Source organism: Ruegeria sp. ABD4_443, from assembly GCF_056160865.1.
Genome location: NZ_JBSWYA010000002.1, coordinates 407295 through 428021 on the forward strand (window position 1 = coordinate 407295; position 20727 = coordinate 428021).

Consider the following 20727-nt stretch of genomic DNA (forward strand, 5'->3'; position numbering starts at 1 on the left):
ACGTCGCGCCAGGACGCAACCGAAACGAGGCCCCAGATGCGCGACGCTGCCCCCACCACGATCCACCTGAAGGATTACACCCCGTTCGGCTACCTGGTGGACAGCGTGCACCTGACCTTTGATCTGGCGGCCCATGCAACCCGCGTCACCTCGCGCATTGCGTTTCGCCCCAACCCCGACGCCGGCGACCGCACGTTCTTTCTGCACGGCGAAGACCTGAAGCTGATAGGCGCCACCATCGACGGGGCCCCAGTCACCCCCGACGTGACCGACAAGGGCCTGACGGTCGACGCGCCTGATGCACCTTTCCTCTGGCAAGCCGAGGTCGAGATTGATCCGGGCAACAATACCGCGCTGGAAGGGCTGTATATGTCCAACGGCATGTACTGCACCCAATGCGAGGCCGAGGGGTTTCGCAAGATCACCTATTATCCCGACCGCCCCGACGTGATGTCCACCTTTACCGTGCGCATCAATGGCGATCTGCCGGTGCTGCTGTCAAATGGCAACCCCACGGGCAAAGGCGAAGGCTGGGCCGAATGGACCGATCCCTGGCCCAAGCCCGCCTATCTGTTCGCGCTGGTCGCGGGCGACCTGATCGCGCACCCCGACCGGTTCACCACCATGTCCGGCCGCGACGTCGACCTGAACCTCTGGGTCCGCCCCGGTGACGAGGGCAAATGCGCCTTTGGCATGGAGGCCCTGAAAAAGTCGATGAAATGGGACGAGGACGTCTATGGCCGCGAATACGATCTGGACGTGTTCAACATCGTCGCCGTGGACGATTTCAACATGGGCGCGATGGAGAACAAGGGGCTGAACATCTTCAACTCCTCGGCCGTGCTGGCCAGCCCCGAAACCTCAACCGATGCCAATTTCGAACGGATCGAGGCGATCATCGCGCATGAGTATTTCCACAATTGGACCGGTAACCGCATCACCTGCCGCGACTGGTTCCAATTGTGCCTGAAAGAGGGCCTGACCGTATTCCGCGACGCGCAGTTCACATCTGACATGCGCTCGGCCCCGGTCAAGCGGATCGAAGACGCCATCGACCTGCGCGCGCGCCAGTTCCCCGAGGATAACGGCCCGCTCTCGCACCCAGTTCGACCCGAGAGCTTTCAGGAAATCAACAACTTCTACACCGCAACGGTTTACGAGAAAGGCGCCGAGGTGATCGGCATGCTGAAACGGCTGGTGGGGGATGAGGCCTATGCGAAGGCGCTGGACCTTTATTTCGACCGCCATGACGGGCAGGCCTGCACGATCGAAGACTGGATCAAGGTGTTCGAGGATACGACGGGCCGCGATCTGACCCAGTTCAAGCGCTGGTACAGCCAGTCAGGTACGCCGCGTGTGACCGTTTCCGAGGATTGGGCCGACGGCACATATACACTGACCTTGGCTCAGCGCACCGAGGCGACACCCGGACAGCCCGACAAACAACCGCAGGTGATACCCGTCGCGGTCGGTCTGATTGGCCCGAATGGGGATGAAGTCAGCGCCACCGAGGTTCTGGAACTGACCGAGGCCGAACAAAGCTTTGCGTTTTCGGGGCTGGCGGCCAAGCCAGTGCCGTCGATCCTGCGCGAATTCTCGGCCCCGGTTGTCCTTGAACATGATCCGTCGAACGCCGAACGCGCCTTTTTACTGGCCCATGACACGGACCCGTTCAACCGCTGGCAGGCCGGGCGGTCTCTGGCGCAGGATTGTTTGCTGCGCATGGTTTCGGACAATGCGACGCCGGATGCGAATTACCTGGATGGCCTGACGGCGGTCCTGCGCGATGGCTCACTGGACCCGGCTTATCGCGCGTTGATGCTGGGGCTGCCAACCCAGTCGGAACTGGCCGCCGCGCTGCATGAGCGCGGTCAGACGCCGGACCCGCAAGTCATCTGGAGCGCCGTTGAAACATTGCGCCAGGCAACGGCCCAGCACATGCAGGACCTTCTGCCCCGCCTGCAGAGCGAATCCATGGTCGACGCGCCCTATCGCCCCGACGCCGCACAATCCGGAAAACGCGCCCTTGGCGGTGCGGCCCTGGCCTTGATATCACGTCTGGATGGCGGCGATGAGGCCGCCAGAGTGTACGCCCGCGCCGACAACATGACCCTGCAACTGACCGCGTTGGGCTGCCTGTTGCGCGCGCGCAAAGGTGAGGCCGAGCTGACCGCGTTCCACGATCAATGGCAGCATGACCGGTTAGTCATGGACAAATGGTTCGGCCTGCAAGTATCGATGTCCGCACCCGAAACGGCAGCGGAAATCGCGCGGTCCCTGACGGAAAACCCCGCGTTCAACTGGAAAAACCCCAACCGTTTCCGCGCTTTGCTGGGCGCTTTGGCGGCAAACCATGCCGGGTTCCACCGGGCCGACGGCAGCGGCTATGCCCTGTTGACCGACTGGCTCATCCGGCTGGACCCCGTCAATCCGCAGACAACCGCCCGGATGTGTACCGCTTTCCAGACCTGGAAACGGTATGATCAGGACCGTCAGGCCAAGATTGCAGCGCAATTGACACGCATCGCCGAAACCCCGGACCTGTCACGCGACACAACCGAAATGGTGTCGCGAATCCTGAAGGGATAGGCGTTTGGTATCCGTGCAATTCCGACCAGAATGACAGCTTACAGGTTTACCCGGCGAAATCGGTCTTTCCGCGCCATCCTGACCCTGACCTGCGTGTACGCCGCCTTGGCCGCCCTGGTCATGGTCTTTGACGCGGTTTGGTGGGTTGTCACGCCGTTGGCGCTGTGCACGCTCCCCGCGCTTTGGGACATCCTGCGTGACACGACCGCCGGCCTGTCCCTGGGCCCTGATGACCTGCAATGGCATTCGGGGCGCCGCAGCGGTGCCATTTTGTTGAAAGAGATACGGTTTTTCAGATTTGATACCGGGTGGGACATGGCCGTCCATGTCAGGGTCATTCTGGTTTCGGGCAAGACGATTCGACTTCCGGACGAGGCCACGCCCCCACACAGGGCGTTCGAAGCGGTGCTTCAGTCCCGTGGCTTCAAAGTCGAGCGGCACCATTTCACCGGTTTTCGAAACGATCGGAACTAGGGCTTTACATTGATCTGAATTAATCAAGTTTCCCTGCTGTTGCCTTGAATTGGACGTAAATCGCCGACAGTATACGAGGCCAGTTTACGCGTTTGTTCAGTTTCGAGTTTCACCATGTTCCGGTCTTTCAGGGCATTTGCTGCCCGTTTTTCCACCCCTGCCAATCCCTCTGGGACCATGTCCCGCCCTTCCGTCGCGCCTGACAGTGCCTTTCGGAATGCCGAAACCGGGCGGCTCAATATTCCGGTCGCTCGGATGGATGCGGGCGATTATCTCGGTCGCAAAACGATTGAGCGTGGCCGGTTTCTGGCCCGGCAAGACCAATGGGACACGCTGTCGGCCGAAATGCACACAGCCGATACCGCGCGGGATATGGCGCCGGGTGGTCTGCCAATCGCCGACCTTCTGGCCTTTGGTGCCCGGTCCGATGTCGTGCTTGCCGCCGAACACGCCCTGTCCGACGGATCATTGCCCGGCGACACGGACCTGCTTGGCGGGGTCGCCGACCTGGAAGGTGAAATGCGCGACAAGGACGGTGACGCGATGATCGCATTGATCGTCGCGCTGACCCATATCGATCTGGCCTGGGCCTGGCGCGGCACCGGGTGGGACGCCACCCTGCCCGCATTGAACAGGTCGCGCTGTGCCGCGCATTTCGACCGGGCGGCCAGCATCCTGCCAGCCTGTCGCCAGGCGGCGCCGGACAGCCCGGCAATCGCCGCCGCCGATTGCGCCCTGCTATCCGCCCAGACCAAAAGCCGCGCGCGGGTTGCCGACCGGTACGAGCGGTTGATCTCGCTTGATCCGCGCAACCATCGCCACATGCGGGCCATGGGCAGCCACCTTCTGCCACGCTGGTTCGGAAGCTATGCCGAACTAGAGGTCCAGGCCCTGCGCAATGCCGCCCGGACCCAGGACACCTGGGGCGCAGGCGGGTACACTTGGGTTCAGTTCGATGCAATTGCCCTGGACGAAGAGGCCTGTGCCCGTGTCGACGTCGAATACTTCCTGGAAGGATTGCGCGACATCGTGCGCCGCAGGCCCGACCAGCAGACGGTCAACCTGTTGGCTGCGTATTGCGCGATCACCCTGCAAAACGGGCTTGGCCTGGACGAAAGGGCCGACCTGGCGCGTGTCCAGATTTGCGATGCCGCCAATTGGCTGATCCGCGATCACATGACCGAACTTCACCCGATGATCTGGGCCCATGCAGCAGACGGGTTCAACAACAGCATCCGCATCAGCTCGCCCGAGCGTTTTGCCGCGCGCGGTCACCGGGATGCGCTGCGCACGATCTCGGGGCTGTTCCGTGACGAGCTGGGCAAGGGCCAAAGCGTCACCTTCACGTCCAGCGGGCTCAAGCTCAGGGCGCATTGACCGGATCAAGCGCCGCCCTGAAATCGGGAAACCTCGGCTGCCACCCGGCTGCACAGAGCCTCTGGCCCGATACAATCTGACCAAATGCGACACCGCGGGACAACCCGTCGCCCAAGGACATTTCGTCAGGCAAAGCCATGTGCAGGCGAAACGGGGCATTCCGCCGCGCGCTGAGCGTGCGAACAATCGCGCCAACCGGGACGCCCGCCTCGGCCACCGCATTAAAATGCCCTCGCAACCTGTTGTCTTCGCATGCCAAAACATAGGCGCGGGCTAGGTCTTGAACATGAACCAACGGCCAGGTCACATCCGGGTGCCCCGGAATGCAAACCGGTCGTCCAGCCCGAATATCATCGTCAAAGCAGCGGAACATTCCGCCCGCCTGGCTGTCATAAACAAGCCCGGGGTGAAGAACCGCAAGGTCCAGCCCCCCGCCCCGTGCCAGCATATCTGCATTGGCGGCCATCCATGCAAACGCAGGCAGAGGGTCGAACGGCGACTGCTCGTCAACCATTTGCCCCCTGGTGTCGCCATAAAGCCAAACGCCCCCGGTATAGACGCAGCGCAACCTGGTCGCCCTGACCCGGGCGGCCGATTGCAGGGCGTGCATGGCGATGCGGTCGACCTGCCCCATATCGGCGTCAAACGTCGCGGCCACCTGGACGACCACATCAGACGCGGCCGCGTGATCTGCCCAGCCCAGAGGGGCTCGCAAGTCGCCACGGATGACCTGCGCTCCGATTCGCTCTGCCGCCGCCTGGGCCGCATCCGAGCGGCACAGGCCGCTGACATCATGCCCGCGCGCCACCAGCGCCGCCGCAACATGCGAACCGATCAGGCCCGTGACACCCAGCACAAATATCTTCACGTCATCCTCCGAACCAGACCGTCCACGACATTGCTTGTGCCAGCTAAACCATGGTTGAGATCAAGGGTTACTTTTCATTGCCCCTTGCCCCCTCGACCCAGCGCGCCTAATACGCTGGCTCAGACTTCTTGTGGATATGAGGCGCGCCATGCTCGACCTGACCTATGAAATGCCCAAACCCAAAACCATTGCCGGGGCCAAGCACGACTGGGAACTGGTAATCGGGATGGAGGTGCACGCGCAGGTCTCATCGAATGCCAAGCTGTTTTCGGGTGCATCGACCCGCTTTGGGGCCGAACCCAACGCAAACGTGGCCTTCGTGGATGCAGCGATGCCGGGGATGCTGCCGGTGATCAACGAGTATTGCGTTGAACAGGCGGTGCGCACCGGGCTGGGCCTGAAGGCGGGCATCAACCTGAAGTCGGCCTTTGACCGCAAGAACTATTTCTATCCCGACCTGCCGCAGGGCTATCAGATCTCGCAGCTGTATCACCCCATCGTGGGCGAAGGCGAAGTGCTGGTCGAACTGGGCGACGGCACCGCGCGCATGGTTCGCATCGAACGCATCCACATGGAGCAGGACGCAGGCAAGTCGATCCATGACATGGACCCGAACATGTCCTTTGTCGATCTGAACCGGACCGGCGTCTGCCTGATGGAGATCGTCAGCCGCCCCGACATCCGTGGCCCCGAAGAGGCCGCCGCCTATATCGCCAAGCTGCGCCAGATCATGCGGTATCTGGGCACTTGCGACGGCAACATGCAGAACGGAAATCTGCGGGCGGACGTGAACGTCTCAATCTGTTTGCCGGGCGCGTATGAAAAGTATCAGGAAACGCAGGATTTCTCGCATCTGGGCACGCGTTGCGAGATCAAGAACATGAACTCGATGCGCTTTATCCAGCAAGCGATTGAGGTCGAAGCCCGCCGTCAGATCGCCATTGTCGAGGCCGGTGGCAAGGTCGAACAGGAAACCCGCCTGTACGACCCGGACAAGGGCGAGACCCGCTCGATGCGGTCCAAGGAAGAAGCGCATGATTACCGCTACTTCCCCGACCCCGACTTGCTGCCGCTTGAGATCGAGCAGGCATGGGTCGACGACATCGCCGCCAGCCTGCCCGAACTGCCCGACGACAAAAAGGCACGGTTCATCAGCGCCTTTGGCCTGACCGACTATGATGCCTCGGTCCTGACCGCCGAGGTCGAAAGCGCCGCCTATTTCGAAGAGGTCGCGCAAGGCCGCAACGGCAAGCTGGCCGCCAACTGGGTCATCAACGAGCTGTTTGGCCGGCTGAAGAAAGAAGATCACGACATCACCGACAGCCCGGTCTCTCCGGCGCAGTTGGGTGGAATCATCGATCTGATTTCCTCGGACGCCATTTCGGGCAAGATCGCCAAGGACCTGTTCGAGATCGTCTATACCGATGGCGGTGATCCGGCGCAGATCGTCGAAGAACGCGGGATGAAGCAGGTCACCGATACCGGCGCGATCGAGGCCGCGCTGGATGAGATCATTGCTGCAAACCCCGCGCAGGTGGAAAAGGCCAAGGTGAACCCGAAACTTGCAGGTTGGTTCGTCGGTCAGGTGATGAAAGCCACCGGCGGCAAGGCCAATCCCAAAGCCGTGAACGAGCTGGTCAGCAAGAAACTGGCGGTCTGACCGGCGCTGACCGGCTTACATCAAAGGTCATATCCGAATTTCGACCATATTCCGGGGCCATAGGACACCCCGGAATGGGCCGGCAGGTATTTGTCGTTCGAGTTTCGGATGTCTGAAAACCGGTCTTCGACATCCTGCGCGCCGGGTTTCTCCTCAAGCGCGCAAAAGCGGGCGATGCGGGAAAGCGCGGCGTTGGGGTCCTGGGTCAGATCCTCGTAACGCAAGGTAATACAATCTTCATCGCGCAGATCAGCTGATGCCCGGGCGTGGGCGATGTTCCAATGCAGCACCAGTTCGGCCAGCGAGGTATTGCTCCATTTCTGGGTTGCCCCTGCAACGGCGCGGGGGTCGCGGGTCAGCACCACGAACCTGCTGCCGGGGAACACCGCACGCAACCAGGCGATCTTGGTCAGGTTCGGTGGCGACTTTTCAAGCAAAACACCCGATGTTCCGACCACGAAACGCGACCAGCTTTCCATGATGGCCTGGTGGCAGGCCGCATGATCCGACAGGGTCTCCAGGTCCGCGACCATCGCGTCGGAAAACGCAAACCGCCCCGGCCCGCCATATTTGGCGGCAATCGGAAACACGGTCTGCATGTGCTGGCCTTCGCTTTCGGGTGTGTTCGCCCGCAGATAGGACACGTCGTACCGGGTTGCCATCAGCCGTTCCAGCAAGGTCGTCCCGCTGCGGTGAAGCCCACAGATGAATACGACCCTGCTTAACTTGGGGTCGTCGTTATAGACACAGCCATCCAACCTGGCCACGGCAGAGCCTTCGCCGTCACCCTGCGCCGATTGCGGGGTCTTTACCGTCCGCTGTGCCTTGGGGCCAAGGCGATTGAACACCCCCAGCTTCTTGAAAATCGGACATCTCCTGTGCGGTCCTGCGCTGCGCGTCCTGTGTAGCCGAGATCGATTCCCCGCAACATCAAAAAAACGGCCCCGATGGGCCAAATCAGCGGCCCCTGGTCGCCGCGATTTCCGGGCGCGGCTGTGTCTTTCGTGCCCCTGCCCGGCCAAATCTGGCTGAATGGGGTCCCTTGCGGCCCGCTCTGCCGCTCTGCTGACTGGCCAACGCTTTGGACGTTGCTATAACGGGCAGACAATTGACCGAGGCGACGCATGACCCGTTACGAATACAAAATTGTCCCTGCCCCGCAGAAAGGCACAAAGGCCAAGGGGGTCAAAACGCCCGAGGGTCGTTTTGCCGTGTCGATCGAACAATTGCTGAATCAGCTGGGGCAAGAGGGTTGGGAATACCAGCGCGCCGAGCTTCTGCCCAGCGAGGAACGGACCGGGCTGACAGGCTCGACCGTGAACTGGCGGAACGTGTTGGTTTTCCGTCGCCTGCTGCAAGCGGACGCGGACCCCGCCACCGCAGAACAGGATGATACGCCGCAGGACGTCCCCCTGGCGCAACCGATCCCCGGCCCCGCCGGGGTTGCCGCCCCTGCCGCCATCGCCGAGGCACCTCAGGACCCTCCGCTGTCGCTCAGACCCGCGGATGCCGCCACGCCCGATGATGCAACGGACGCGGACGACACCCCGGAAACCGCTGACAAGACCTGACCGTCCGAACCGTCAGGTTCCGATATCCAAAGCCAATGCATGGATGCGCGAAACAATGTCGCCCAGCGCCGCGTGAACCGCTCGGTGGCGGGCAACCCGCGACTGGCCTTCAAAGGCGCGGGCGCGGATACGGACGTTGAAATGGCTTTGGCCACCCTCCTGGTAACCTGCATGGCCACGGTGGCTTTCGCTGTCATCCACGACGTCAAGCTCATGCGGATCAAAGGCTGATTGAAGGCATGCGCGGATTTCTTCGGTGACGGTCATTTTTTTGCTCTGCGGCAAATAAATTGCCGCCCCCCTCTTCTACTTTCGGCTGCTTAGACTAAACTGCTGCCTCCGAGTCGAAAAGACGTGTTCCTGAGGATTAGAGCATGACGAAATCAGACCCTTTCGGATTTGACATGTCCGTTTCCAGCGCAAAGAAAAAGAACCCGCGCGGGCGTCGGGGGATGTCGGGGGCGTCTGAGACCTCGGTGCGAATCTGTGACCACCCTGGGTGTGAAGAACCCGGCAAGTTCCGCGCACCCAAGGCACCGGACGTGTTGGATGACTTTTTCTGGTTCTGTCAGCAGCATGTGCGCGAATATAACCAGAAATGGAACTTCTTCGACGGCACGACCGAGGCCGAGTTGAACGCGCAACGGTCCAAGGACAAGGTCTGGGAGCGTGAGACCAAACCGATGGGCGACCCCGAGGCGCGCGCCTGGGCCCGTCTGGGCATTGAAGACCCGCATCAGGTCCTTGGCGAAAACGCCACCAAGAATCCGGGTCGGACGTCAGGGGGCGGCGGACGCCGCCTGCCGCCAACCGAACGCCGCGCGATCGAGATCCTTGAGGCAAAGGACAGCTGGTCAAAGGCCGAGGTACGCAAGGCCTACAAGAAGCTGATCAAGGTGCTGCACCCCGACATGAATGGCGGTGACCGGTCCCAGGAAGAACAGCTGCAAGAGGTCGTCTGGGCCTGGGATCAGATCAAGGACAGCCGGAACTTCAAGTAAGGCAGGCGTCCAAGCGCAGCTTCGGCAGAATTCCGGCATTACCGGGGCACTTCGGGCCATTGGCAATCGGTGATGGGCAAATTGCGCCGCAAAGGTCCCACCCGGCGGCCAATTGCCCCGTCTGTTGCCTTTGGTGAACCGCCGATCAGACCTGCCGCCACGCCAAAGGCCGATCCGGCCTAAATTCCGTCACGCCTGGACGTTGCAACCGGAGGGACGTACCAGATCAGCGCCAACAAAAGTGCAAGGACCATTGAACCGTTCAGAACATGCCACATGAAATGGGTACCCACACCCGTCACGCCGCATGTCTGAAGGTCGATTGTGCGAAAGACCAAGGAAACGGTAAAGCAGACCGCCGCCACAATCACCAGTTTCCTGGCTGGATGACGACGCACGACCGTCACGATTGAGAAAGCCCAAAGCGCCACCAACGCCGGAAGGTACTGCAAAGACCCATTCAAGACCGCAGTCTTTTCGGTGTCCTGCGTCGAGATATCTCCGCTCGTTGCCCAGAGGCTGACGCCGACACAAACGACAACAATGCTCATTATCCGCAGGGTTTTCATATGATTGCCGTCACTCAGGCGGAATATTGTTGTGGCAACGTATAATGCGACAAACGTCCAGATTGGCACTATGTCGGCAAGCTCGGCCTCGCCATTGGCATGGGTGTGAAACAGGAATGATCCCAATCCGATGCAGGCCGCCAGACCGATGAGAACGCAATCCATGATGCCACGCTGATCAGACGCCTTCAGCGCACGCCAGGCAACCCAGGCCGCGATCAAAAAAGCGACATTGCTAAGCGCATTGATTGGTTCGTTCCAAAACCCAGGTGCTGTTCGTTCACAGTAAAGATCAATGTAATCAAGAAACGTCATTCTGTAGTGCTGCTTTCTGAAGTCGCGCAATTTTTGCGTCCGTTGACAGCCCGCATGCAAGCAAATACGGGCTCGGGCCTGCCATTCTGTGCCCAATCCCAAACCGTTCGAAGAAGACTGTTTGTCGCACAACCATAGGGAAACCTGTGTTGCAGCGGATCGAGTGGATCACAGCGTCGGCCCGCGATCGGGCGCGCAGGGCGAGGGGCCTGTTGTCCCGGCAAATGGATTTTCCCAGTTCGCCCGGTCGATTTGGTTGTCTGCCTCGAAGGGCAAATGAAAAGAAACATCCGGTCATGCCGAGCTGCGCGCGGCTTTCCCTTGCCCTTGCCTGCAATATGTTGCACCACACACGGGTTCAAACCCGGCGAACGGGGCAAAGGATAAGGACCAGGCGCATGGCTGACGGAGCGATCGACATCAACGCAAAACCCACCGAAGAAATCTCGGTCCGGGACGTGTTTGGAATTGATACCGACATGGCCGTCAAAGGTTTTGCCGAACACAGCGACCGGGTTCCGGCCATCGACCATACGTACAAGTTCGATCCCGAAACCACGCTGGCGATTCTGGCCGGATTTGCACATAACCGCCGGGTGATGATCCAGGGCTATCACGGCACGGGTAAATCGACCCATATCGAACAGGTCGCCGCGCGTCTGAACTGGCCCGCCGTCCGCGTGAACCTCGACAGCCATATCAGCCGGATCGACCTGATCGGCAAGGACGCGATCAAGCTGCGCGACGGCAAGCAGGTGACCGAGTTCCACGAAGGCATCCTGCCCTGGGCCCTGCGCAACCCCGTTGCCATCGTGTTTGACGAATATGACGCGGGCCGTGCTGACGTGATGTTCGTGATCCAGCGCGTGCTGGAGCATGACGGCAAGCTGACCCTGCTGGACCAGAACGAGATCATCACGCCGAACCCGAACTTCCGCCTGTTCGCCACCGCCAATACCGTGGGTCTGGGTGACACGACCGGCCTCTATCACGGCACGCAGCAAATCAACCAGGCGCAGATGGACCGCTGGTCGCTGGTCTCGACGCTGAACTATCTCAGCCATGATGCCGAAACGATGATCGTGCTGTCCAAGGCCCCACATTACAACACCGAAAAAGGCCGCAAAACCGTCAGCCAGATGGTCACCGTCGCCGACCTGACCCGGACCGCCTTCATGAATGGCGACCTGTCCACCGTCATGAGCCCGCGGACCGTGATCAACTGGGCCCAAAACGCCGAGATTTTCCGCGACGTGGGCTATGCCTTCCGCCTGTCCTTCCTGAACAAATGCGATGAGCTGGAGCGCCAGACCGTCGCCGAGTTCTATCAGCGTTGCTTTGACGAAGAACTGCCCGAAAGCGCGGCCAGCGCAAGCCTGGGCTAAGCCCGCATGCCGACCGTCGACCCAACACGATCCGCAACCGGACTGGGAATTTTCGAAGGTGTCGTCGACAGGATACTGGTGCTCAGCCTTGATGACGCGCAAGAGCGGCGCAGCCGCCTGCCCGCGCATCTGGCCGATTTCGGGATCACCCGGTTTGAATGGCATGACGCGTTCCGACCAGATCACCCCGAGGTTCAGGACCTCTATCAACAGGGGCTGGTGGCCAGTTTCCCCCCCTGTTTCCGCTGTGGTCAGGAAACTTGCGACTGCCCCAACAATGTTCTGATCCCGGCCCAGGTGGCGAATTTTGCCAGCCATCTGGATATCTGGCGGCGCACCAGCCAGTCCGATGAACGGGTTCTGGTCATGGAAGACGACATCGTTCTGCACCCCTGGGCAACACGGGTGGCGCGCAAATTGCGCACCAGAATTGACGCGGGCAAGATTGCCTTTCAGCCGGAAACACCGATGCTGCTGCGCCTTGGCTGGGCAAAGTCCCGCGGGCACCGCCCGTACCGCAGGTTCCGTGCCGTCCGAAAGGTGCACGAGGCCAACCCGTGCTATGCGATCACCCCCGCCTTTGCGCAAAAGCTGCTGGACCGGTTTTCACGGATCGACACGACGTCTGACATTTTTCTGCATCACCAGGTTGCGGACAAATCGGATTCAGTGTCGATCTATCCGCCCATGGCATCCGAGTTGTCCTGGTCCGAAGGATCGGTGGATTCGCATATCCACCCCAAGGAAAACCGGCTGGAATTCCTGAAGAAACACAAGATGGATTCTGAACGCGAAGAACATGAACAGCGCATGCGGCAGCATGTTCAGCGCGTCTTTAATCGCCCCATCCTGTGCGTTGGCCACCCAAGGACCGGCACGGGTTTTGTGGCCGAGCTGTGCACCGAGGCCGGGTTGGACGTGGGCCATGAAGCGGGCGGCGCCGACGGGATCAGTTCCTGGATGTTTGCCGTTGATGCCCCTGAAAACCCGTGGGCGCTGGACCCTGTTGCCAAGACGCGCCGCGCGCTGCACTGGCAGGTCATGGTTCAAACCGTCCGCGACCCGGCAACGGCGGTGCCCTCGATCATGCGCGAAAACCAGCACGCGCCGGCGTCCTACGCGTTTCGCCGTGAACATATCCAAAAGGAAACCGGTTTTGACCTGGACGGTTTCAGCACCGAGATCGAGCGGGCCATCGCCTCGCTGTGCCTGTGGGCGCGCATCATACGCGCGCAAAACCCCGACTTTGTGTTTCGGATCGAACATGATGCCGACGCGCTGATCGCGTTTCTTGCCGCCAAGGGGTTTGACGTGACCGCACCTGAAACCGATTTGGGCCCGGTAAACGCCGAAAAGCTGTACAAGGGCGTTCACTATGAAAAGCCCAAGGTTGACCACGCGGTATGGGGCAATCTAAGCCCCCAGGTATCGGACATGCTTGCGGAATATTGCCGGGACTACGGATACGACAACCCCGCCGCACAGACCGCGACCTGAACTGGTTCAGAACGGATGGGGTGCGCTCGGGCTCGGATCGCTGATTGCGGCTGACGCTTGGCGCCTGCCCGGCAATCGTTTCGCGACTAGGCGTCGCGCTGGATATGGTCGCCTTCCAGCAATTTCCACGCTCCGATATCCACGCTGCCGTCTTCAGCCACGCGCCAGATACCATTGTGGTTCACGCAGTAATCGCGCAGCCGGTTTTCTATTTTCTTGTCGCGCACCAGGTCCTGCAGGTTTTGACCTGCCGCGTTGTAGTTGAACGTCGCGTAATCCGCATTTCCCTTGGACCGCCAGGGAACGTCATTGCCAAAATGGAAGGTAAAATGACAGTTTTTAAGCATCAGCATACGATCGGAATGCGCGACCATGTTGAACAGCAGCGGCTGCATGACACCCGCCTTGCCCAGGCAGGAATCGGTCCGCAGAAACCGCTGGAAAACCGCCTTTGAGAAGATGAAACAGTCATGGCCAGGATGCCAAAGTCCGGTTTCACCCAACGCAAGTGGATCGGGTGCCGTGATGCGTTCATCGCCAAAGGTTCTGCGGTTGATGGAAATCGCATCGAACCCCGCAGCAATTAGTTGTCGCACCGCCCCATAGAAATAGGGCTGAACGCAGATATCCGAATTGGTGTAGATCAGATAGTCATCGGCCCCGGCAAGGCTGGCACCGTTTTCAAGAATATCAAACAGCAATGGCAGCGGGCGGGGGTCCTGGAAATCGGCAATATCCAACACCGTCCGCTCGAGGCTCGGGGCGAGCTCTACGCCGTCGCGACCATCCAACAGCCCTTCATCCCCGCGCAGCGGCACCTGAACAAAGGTCGTGTCGCCCTCGCCTGCCAGCGGATTTGACCGCGCGGCTTGCATACTGTCCAGCGTGGCGTGTTGGACATTGTCCAACTGCCCGCCAACCGGATACATATTCACGATATGCACCAGGTTAACCGGGTCCGGGTCGGTGTATTTGGGGTCAAACAGATGCAGAATGTCGCTTAGCTGAGTTTTGGATGACTGGCAAAACACATTCTCGGACAACCAGCCATTGGGTTCCTGGTACCGGGGCTTTTCAATACCCAGCAGTTTGCGAATTGATCTTCTGAGTCCCATGGCGACAGTCCCGCTTTGCTTTTCCCTGAACCACAGTACAGGTTTCCTACCTGTTATGCGCCGCGACACCGGGATGTCACGCCCAAAGGCCCTGTTTCCCGGCATCTGCGTAAATTGCTGTGCCGACTGTGTTCTAACTGCGCCGCCGTATCTGAACATCCGGCAATTGATGGCGTCGTCAGAAATCTGAAAGCGGGCCGCCAACGCGATATGAACCAGATGCGCAGCGTTTGGGCATCAAAGCAACGTGCAGCAGGATAACATGCATCACTTGTATATACTGTTTTTATACTTTTCATATTCATGGTATATCTATGTGCATGACATACCCACAGCTGAAAGCCTGCCTGTTCGCCGCCTGCGCCTTTGCCGCCACCCAAACCGGCGCTTTGCCGGTCAAGGTTACCGAACGTGCTGAGCTTTTTGCCGTATGTTCCGGGCGGCTAGAGGCGCTGGCCGTGCGCCGACGCTCGTTTCAGGAAGAAAACGCCGAAGCTCTGACGCATCTTCACACCCAGTTTGATGCCCTGCTTGAGGCGGTTCTGCCTGACGCCGTATCCCAGGGTGTGGATGCGGTTCAGGCCCGGCGCTGGCAGAATCGGGGATGGACCGAGGTCGCGTATCTTTTGGCCAATATCGACTATGGGCTGGACCAAACCACGGTTGACCACCTGCGGGGGCTGCTCAACCGCAAAATCTCGGTCTGCCGCGACATCCTTCTTTAAGCCAGCGCTGGTGTGATGCGAATTCGCCCCTGGCCCTATGGCCAAGGCCAGTGAATGGTTCTAGGTTGCCCGGACAGAACAAGCCCGGACCCGCCGCCGATGAACAAATCCAACGACAACCCCGCCGACCCGTTCAAGAAGGCCCTTGCCGAGGCCACCAAGGTCATGGCCGATGACCCCGAATTGTCGGTAACTTACACGGTCGATCCGTCAGGCATGTCCGGCGAGTCGATGCGTTTGCCGCAGGTGTCGCGCCGGATGACCCGCGAAGAGGTCCTGCTGGCCCGTGGCACGGCGGATGCATTGGCGCTGCAGCGCAAGTATCATGACGATGCGACCCACGCGCGTTATGCACCACCCGGTGACATGGCGCGCGATCTCTATGAGGCGATGGAAACCGCCCGATGCGAGGCGATGGGCGCACGGGACATGCCCGGAACCGCATCAAATATCGACGTGAAGATCGGGCATGAGGCGATCCGGCGCGGCTATGACCAATGCCGCCAACCCGCCGAAGCGCCGCTTTCCGTGGCCGCGGGATATCTGATCCGGCATCTTGCGACCGGGCGTGACCTGCCGCCGGCCGCCGATAACGTCATGTCGCTGTGGCGCGGTTTCATCGAAGAACAGGCCGGTGGTGTCCTTGAAAACCTTGATGAGGTTCTGTCCGACCAGGCCGCCTTTGCCAGGTTCGCACGGCAGATGATCAAGGACCTTGGTTATGGCGATCAGCTGGGGGATGACCCTGACGAGATCGACGAGAACCAGGAAGAACAGGCCGAGGAAAGCGCCGAAGAACAACCCGACCCGGACAGCACCGGTCAGGATGATCAGGACGAGCAGGATGCCGACGCGACGCCTGAGCAAAGCCAGGAAGAACAGCAGGATCAGTCTCAGGCCCAGGTCTCGATGGACGAGATGGCCGAGGATGAGATGGGCGATGAGGCCGAGATGCCCGAAGGCGAAGCCCCGCTGGAGCCGCCCGCCCCGCCGCCCGCATCCGAAGCCGACCCGGATTACAAGGTCTATCTGAGCGCCCATGATGAAGAGATTGCCGCCGAAGATCTGGCGGAACCGGCCGAATTGGAACGCCTGCGCGCTTATCTGGATCAGCAACTTGAGCCCCTGAAAGGCGCGGTCAGCCGTTTGGCCAACAAGCTGCAGCGGCGCCTGCAGGCGCAGCAGAACCGCAGTTGGGAGTTCGACCGCGAGGAAGGCATTCTGGACGCGGGCCGCCTTGCGCGGGTTGTGGCCAACCCGACCACTCCGCTGAGCTTTAAGGTCGAGAAGGATACCGAGTTCCGCGATACGGTGGTGACGCTGCTTTTGGACAATTCGGGTTCAATGCGGGGGCGTCCGATCTCGATTGCTGCCATCTGTGCCGATGTTCTGGCGCGTACGTTGGAACGCTGCAATGTGAAGGTCGAGATTCTGGGCTTTACCACGCGGGCATGGAAAGGCGGCCTGGCGCGTGAGGCGTGGCTGAATGACGGCCGCCCGCAACAGCCGGGGCGTCTGAACGATCTGCGCCACATCATCTACAAGGGGGCGGATGCGCCGTGGCGGCGCGCGCGGCCCAATCTGGGTCTGATGATGAAAGAGGGCCTGCTGAAAGAAAACATTGACGGCGAGGCGCTGGAATGGGCGCATCGCCGGATGCTGGCCCGGCGCGAGGCACGCAAGATCCTGATGGTGATCTCTGATGGCGCGCCGGTCGACGATTCCACGCTGAGTGTGAACCCGGCGAATTATCTTGAAAAACACCTACGTGACGTGATCGCGATGGTGGAAAAACGCAAGATGGTAGAGCTGTTGGCGATCGGCATCGGGCATGACGTGACGCGGTATTACGACCGCGCCGTGACGATTACGGATGTGGAACAGCTGGCCGGTGCGATGACCGAGCAACTGGCTGCGCTGTTCGATAGTGATCCGCGTGCGCGCGCCCGGGTGATGGGGATGAAAAAGGCCAGCTGAAGCCGGCCTTGCCTCCGGCGGGAGTATTTTTTCAAAAGGTGAAGGGAACTGCCCTTGCAAGAGGCCCGAGCGCATGAGGTATGAGATGTTTCAATCCTTTGACGTAACCGCGCGTCCCGAGCAGGGCCCGCCAAGGCTGGCCGCGTTGCGCGAGGAATTGAAACGTGACGGGCTGGATGGGTTCCTGGTTCCGCGGGCTGATGCGCATCAGGGCGAATACGTTGCACCAAGGGACGAACGGTTATCTTGGCTGACCGGGTTCACCGGGTCGGCGGGTTTTTGTGTTGCGTTGCAAGATATCGCGGGCGTCTTCATCGACGGTCGGTATCGCACTCAGGTCAAGGCCCAGGTGGCGGCGGATTTCACGCCGGTTCCCTGGCCCGAGGTCAGCCTGAGCGCATGGCTTAGGGAAAACCTGCCAGAGGGCGGAAAGGTGGGGTTTGATCCGTGGTTGCACGCGGCAGGCCAGATCGCCAAGGCCGCGCAGGACCTGGAGGGCAGCGGGGTTGAATTGGTCCGCTGCGCAAACCTGGTGGACCGGATCTGGCCGGATCAGCCAGAGCCGCCGAAAAGCCCGGTCAAGCGTCACCCGATCAGGTTTGCCGGTGAAACGGCGCAGAGCAAGATCGAGCGTTTGTCGGCAGCGCTGGGAAAGGCCGGACGTTCAGCGGCGGTGATTACCCTGCCGGATTCGATCATGTGGCTGCTGAATATTCGTGGATCGGATATCGCCTATAACCCGGTGGCCCACGGATTTGCCGTTTTGCATGCGGATGCACGTGTCGATCTGTTCATCGACGCGCGAAAGCTTGAGGGTTTGGACGAACCAATCGGTCCGCAGGTCGCTGTGCGGGCGCCGCAAGAGTTTGAGCAGGCCCTGGATGCGCTGGACGGCGCGGTTCAGGTGGACATGGGCACGGTTCCTCAGGCGGTTGTGGATGTGCTGGGCGACAGGGCCGTGGATGGCGGGGATCCTTGCGCCCTGCCGAAGGCCAGGAAGAATGCGGCCGAGATCGAAGGCAGCGCCGAGGCGCATTTGCGCGATGCCGCGGCTGTGATCGAGCTGTTGTGCTGGCTGGATGCGCAACCGCCGGGCAGCGTGACCGAAACGCAGGTCGTCAGCCAGCTTGAAATATCCCGGCGCAGGGACAACGCGCTGCAGGATATCTCGTTCGATACCATTGCAGGGACCGGCCCCAACGGGGCCATCATGCATTACCGGGTGACCGAAGAGACCGACAGCAGGTTGGAAGACGGGCACTTGCTGGTTCTGGACAGCGGCGGGCAATATCTGGACGGCACGACGGACATCACGCGTACAATTGCGATTGGCACCCCCCAGGCAGACGAAAAGGCGTGTTTTACCAGGGTGTTGAAGGGGATGATCGTCATGTCCATGCTGCGGTGGCCTGTCGGGCTGGCGGGGCGCGATATCGAATGCGTGGCGCGTGTGCCCCTGTGGCAGGCGGGGCTGGATTTCAACCATGGGGTTGGGCACGGCGTCGGTGCGTATCTGAGCGTGCATGAAGGCCCGCAACGTCTGTCGCGCGTCAGCCATGTGCCGCTGGAACCGGGTATGATCCTTTCGAACGAGCCGGGCTATTACCGCGAGGGTGCCTTTGGTATACGGCTGGAAAACCTGTTGGTCGTCGAAGAGGCCCCGGCCCTGCCAGGCGGCGATGCCGAACGCGCGATGCTGCATTGGCGCACGCTGACCTATGTGCCGATCGACCGGCGGTTGATTGATGTGAACCTGCTTGGCCAGGCCGAGCGGGACTGGCTGAACGCTTATCACCGCGCCGTGTCCGAGAAAACGCGGCACCGGCTGGGCGCAGATGCCCAACTGTGGCTGGATGCCGCAACTGCTCCGGTGTGACACCGGAGTGTTACAATGACCGGGCACAGGAGAGGCCCTGAATGAGAATGGGAAGGAAACGGGGATGACAGAACTCATCACGATCCGCAAAGCAAGCGGCAAATGGAGCGTGCGGTCAGGTGGCGCAATTCTGGGCGAAACGACAAATGCGCTGGAGCTTGCCGAAGGCGACCTGGCGCCTGTGATCTATTTCCCCCGCTCAGATATCGCGATGGCGTTTCTGGACCGGACGGACAAGGTGACCCATTGCCCTCACAAAGGGGATGCGATGCATTTTTCGATCGTCAACAAGTCGTCGACCACGGAAAACGCCGCCTGGAGCTATGAGGACCCGATTGCAGGGGTTGCCGAGATCAAGGGCTACCTGGCGTTTTACCCAAGCGACAGCGTCAAGGTTGAACAGATCTGACCCTTGTTGGGCCGGTTCGGTCACGGGCGATGTATGGCGCCCGCCCCGCGCGGGCCGGGTTGTTGACCCGGCGGCTTGCTCGGTCACTCTTTGGGGCAATGTGCCGGGGCGTGGGGCAAGATACCCTGACCACGCCCAATAAATGTCGAATTTCACTGGTAGAGCCGCAGGAACAGGCGTTATACGCGTCTTGTTACGCATAGTTTACCAGTAAGGGCCGGGTTTCATGCCGACTACCATCTATGGTGCATTTCGCACCGATTCCACGTTGTCCGACACAGGCGCCGCGACCGACGCGACCGGAACGACGTTTCAGATCTCCGCCTATAGTCAGATCACCATCGAAGAGGGCGCCGACGGTACCGTATTCAGTGGTGACAGCGCCTCGAACGAGACCGCAAACGACCCGACCCAGACCTATAATGGCGAGATAATCTACTGGGATTATACGATCGAAGTAACAGACGGCACAAACGTCTATCAGATCGGTCTGTTTGACTATGACATAAACGGCAACGGCCACTCGATCGGGATCGACAGCGAGGATGGCTATTTCATGGCCTTTCTCGGCGGGGCCGTGCCGCCATTGAACACACCATTGACGATCAATGGAATTGTCGACAACGGCCCGAGCATCGACATTGACACGACGGTCCCGTGCTTTGCCGCTGGCACCCGCATCGCCACCCCTGAAGGTCCGCGGCCGATTGAAATGTTGCAGGTCGGTGATGCGGTGATGACGCTGGATCATGGACCGCAAACCGTGCGTTGGATCGGGTCGCGCGCATTGGATCGGATCGACCTGGCGAGAAAGCCAAAGCTGCGCCCGATCAGAATATCCAGGGGCGCGCTTGGGGATGGGCTGCCCGAAAGCGATCTTGTCGTTTCGCCGCAGCACCGAATGCTGGTTCGATCACCGATCGCGGCACGGATGTTCTCTTCGGAAGAGGTTCTGGTGCCGGCCAACAAACTGGTCGGGATTCCAGGTATCACAGTCGAAGAAAACGTCCATTCTGTTACGTATTTTCATTTGCTGTTCGATCAGCATGAGGTCGTGTTTGCAGAAAGCGCCCCCAGCGAAAGCCTGTTTACCGGACCCGGTGCCCTTGCAGGCGTCGGCGCCGAGGCGCGGGCGGAAATTGCCGAGTTGTTCCCTGAAATCCAGTCGCAATCCTATGCGCCGCCATTGGCCCGTGCCACGCCCCCCACGGGCAAGCAAATGCGCGCCCTGGTGGCCCGGCATGTCAAGAATCGCAAACCATTGCTTAGTGATATCCAGCCATAGCACTGGCCGACAGAAGGTTTGAGCAATCCCGGTC

General features: G+C 60.5%; 18 protein-coding genes. 13 read left to right on the forward strand and 5 right to left on the reverse strand.

The genetic code is table 11. The features are described 5' to 3' along the window. The first annotated feature begins 36 nt into the window (after positions 1-36). The 3 genes from pepN (at position 37) to ACXAG8_RS06135 (ending at position 4440) form a co-directional block, all read left to right on the forward strand. On the forward strand, positions 37-2589 hold the full coding sequence (gene pepN, locus ACXAG8_RS06125; protein ID WP_475222875.1) for an aminopeptidase N: 2553 nt from the start codon (positions 37-39) through the stop codon (positions 2587-2589). A 30-nt stretch (positions 2590-2619) separates the two neighbouring features. Beyond that, positions 2620-3063 (forward strand): hypothetical protein, encoded by a 444-nt coding sequence (locus tag ACXAG8_RS06130; protein WP_475222877.1) that lies wholly within the window; start codon positions 2620-2622, stop codon positions 3061-3063. A gap of 177 nt (positions 3064-3240) precedes the next feature. Continuing rightward, positions 3241-4440, forward strand: coding sequence for a hypothetical protein (locus ACXAG8_RS06135; protein WP_475222878.1), 1200 nt, complete (start codon positions 3241-3243; stop codon positions 4438-4440). On the opposite strand, the gene ACXAG8_RS06140 is transcribed toward ACXAG8_RS06135, so the two are convergent. After that, the gene (locus ACXAG8_RS06140; RefSeq protein WP_475222879.1) at positions 4427-5308 is read right to left on the reverse strand and encodes an NAD-dependent epimerase/dehydratase family protein; all 882 of its coding nucleotides are present in this window, start codon (positions 5306-5308) and stop codon (positions 4427-4429) included. The genes ACXAG8_RS06135 and ACXAG8_RS06140 overlap by 14 nt on opposite strands. A 148-nt stretch (positions 5309-5456) precedes the next feature. Between ACXAG8_RS06140 and gatB the strand changes: the two genes are divergently transcribed. Then, the gene (gene gatB, locus ACXAG8_RS06145) at positions 5457-6968 is read left to right on the forward strand and encodes an Asp-tRNA(Asn)/Glu-tRNA(Gln) amidotransferase subunit GatB (RefSeq protein WP_475222881.1); all 1512 of its coding nucleotides are present in this window, start codon (positions 5457-5459) and stop codon (positions 6966-6968) included. Positions 6969-6988: 20 nt separating this feature from the next. Here the strand turns inward: gatB and ACXAG8_RS06150 are convergent, their stop codons facing one another. After that, a complete protein-coding gene (locus ACXAG8_RS06150) occupies positions 6989-7816 on the reverse strand; it encodes a sulfotransferase family protein (protein WP_475222883.1) in 828 nt (275 codons plus the stop codon). A gap of 276 nt (positions 7817-8092) precedes the next feature. Between ACXAG8_RS06150 and ACXAG8_RS06155 the strand changes: the two genes are divergently transcribed. Then, complete coding sequence (locus ACXAG8_RS06155; protein ID WP_475222884.1) at positions 8093-8539, forward strand: DUF4177 domain-containing protein; 447 nt, start codon at positions 8093-8095, stop codon at positions 8537-8539. Positions 8540-8551: 12 nt separating this feature from the next. Here ACXAG8_RS06155 and ACXAG8_RS06160 read toward each other — a convergent pair whose 3' ends face one another. Continuing rightward, positions 8552-8806: a BolA family protein gene (locus tag ACXAG8_RS06160; protein WP_475222885.1), complete on the reverse strand. Its 255-nt coding sequence runs from the start codon at positions 8804-8806 to the stop codon at positions 8552-8554. A gap of 107 nt (positions 8807-8913) precedes the next feature. Between ACXAG8_RS06160 and ACXAG8_RS06165 the strand changes: the two genes are divergently transcribed. Next, positions 8914-9540 (forward strand): J domain-containing protein, encoded by a 627-nt coding sequence (locus tag ACXAG8_RS06165; RefSeq protein ID WP_475222887.1) that lies wholly within the window; start codon positions 8914-8916, stop codon positions 9538-9540. Between the two features lie 179 nt (positions 9541-9719). Here the strand turns inward: ACXAG8_RS06165 and ACXAG8_RS06170 are convergent, their stop codons facing one another. Continuing rightward, positions 9720-10424, reverse strand: coding sequence for a ceramidase domain-containing protein (locus tag ACXAG8_RS06170; protein ID WP_475222888.1), 705 nt, complete (start codon positions 10422-10424; stop codon positions 9720-9722). Positions 10425-10822: 398 nt separating this feature from the next. Between ACXAG8_RS06170 and cobS the strand changes: the two genes are divergently transcribed. Together cobS and ACXAG8_RS06180 are read left to right on the forward strand one after the other, a co-directional pair. Continuing rightward, a complete protein-coding gene (gene cobS / locus ACXAG8_RS06175) occupies positions 10823-11809 on the forward strand; it encodes a cobaltochelatase subunit CobS (RefSeq protein WP_475222889.1) in 987 nt (328 codons plus the stop codon). 6 nt (positions 11810-11815) lie between these two features. Further along, positions 11816-13306, forward strand: coding sequence for a glycosyltransferase family 25 protein (locus ACXAG8_RS06180; protein ID WP_475222890.1), 1491 nt, complete (start codon positions 11816-11818; stop codon positions 13304-13306). Between the two features lie 86 nt (positions 13307-13392). Here the strand turns inward: ACXAG8_RS06180 and ACXAG8_RS06185 are convergent, their stop codons facing one another. Continuing rightward, positions 13393-14421: a hypothetical protein gene (locus ACXAG8_RS06185; protein WP_475222891.1), complete on the reverse strand. Its 1029-nt coding sequence runs from the start codon at positions 14419-14421 to the stop codon at positions 13393-13395. A gap of 320 nt (positions 14422-14741) precedes the next feature. On the opposite strand from ACXAG8_RS06185, the gene ACXAG8_RS06190 reads away from it, so the two are divergent. From ACXAG8_RS06190 to ACXAG8_RS06210, 5 genes are all read left to right on the forward strand, one after another. Continuing rightward, positions 14742-15146 carry a hypothetical protein gene (locus tag ACXAG8_RS06190; protein WP_475222892.1) on the forward strand — a complete coding sequence of 135 codons (405 nt, stop codon included), beginning with the start codon at positions 14742-14744 and terminating at the stop codon, positions 15144-15146. A gap of 99 nt (positions 15147-15245) precedes the next feature. Further along, entirely contained in the window at positions 15246-17123 is a 1878-nt protein-coding gene (gene cobT, locus ACXAG8_RS06195) for a cobaltochelatase subunit CobT (RefSeq protein ID WP_475222893.1), read from the forward strand. An 85-nt stretch (positions 17124-17208) separates the two neighbouring features. After that, complete coding sequence (locus ACXAG8_RS06200) at positions 17209-18999, forward strand: aminopeptidase P family protein (RefSeq protein ID WP_475223115.1); 1791 nt, start codon at positions 17209-17211, stop codon at positions 18997-18999. 64 nt (positions 19000-19063) lie between these two features. Further along, positions 19064-19408 carry a DUF427 domain-containing protein gene (locus tag ACXAG8_RS06205; protein ID WP_475222894.1) on the forward strand — a complete coding sequence of 115 codons (345 nt, stop codon included), beginning with the start codon at positions 19064-19066 and terminating at the stop codon, positions 19406-19408. Between the two features lie 226 nt (positions 19409-19634). Then, entirely contained in the window at positions 19635-20693 is a 1059-nt protein-coding gene (locus tag ACXAG8_RS06210) for a Hint domain-containing protein (RefSeq protein WP_475222895.1), read from the forward strand. Positions 20694-20727 lie beyond the last annotated feature (34 nt).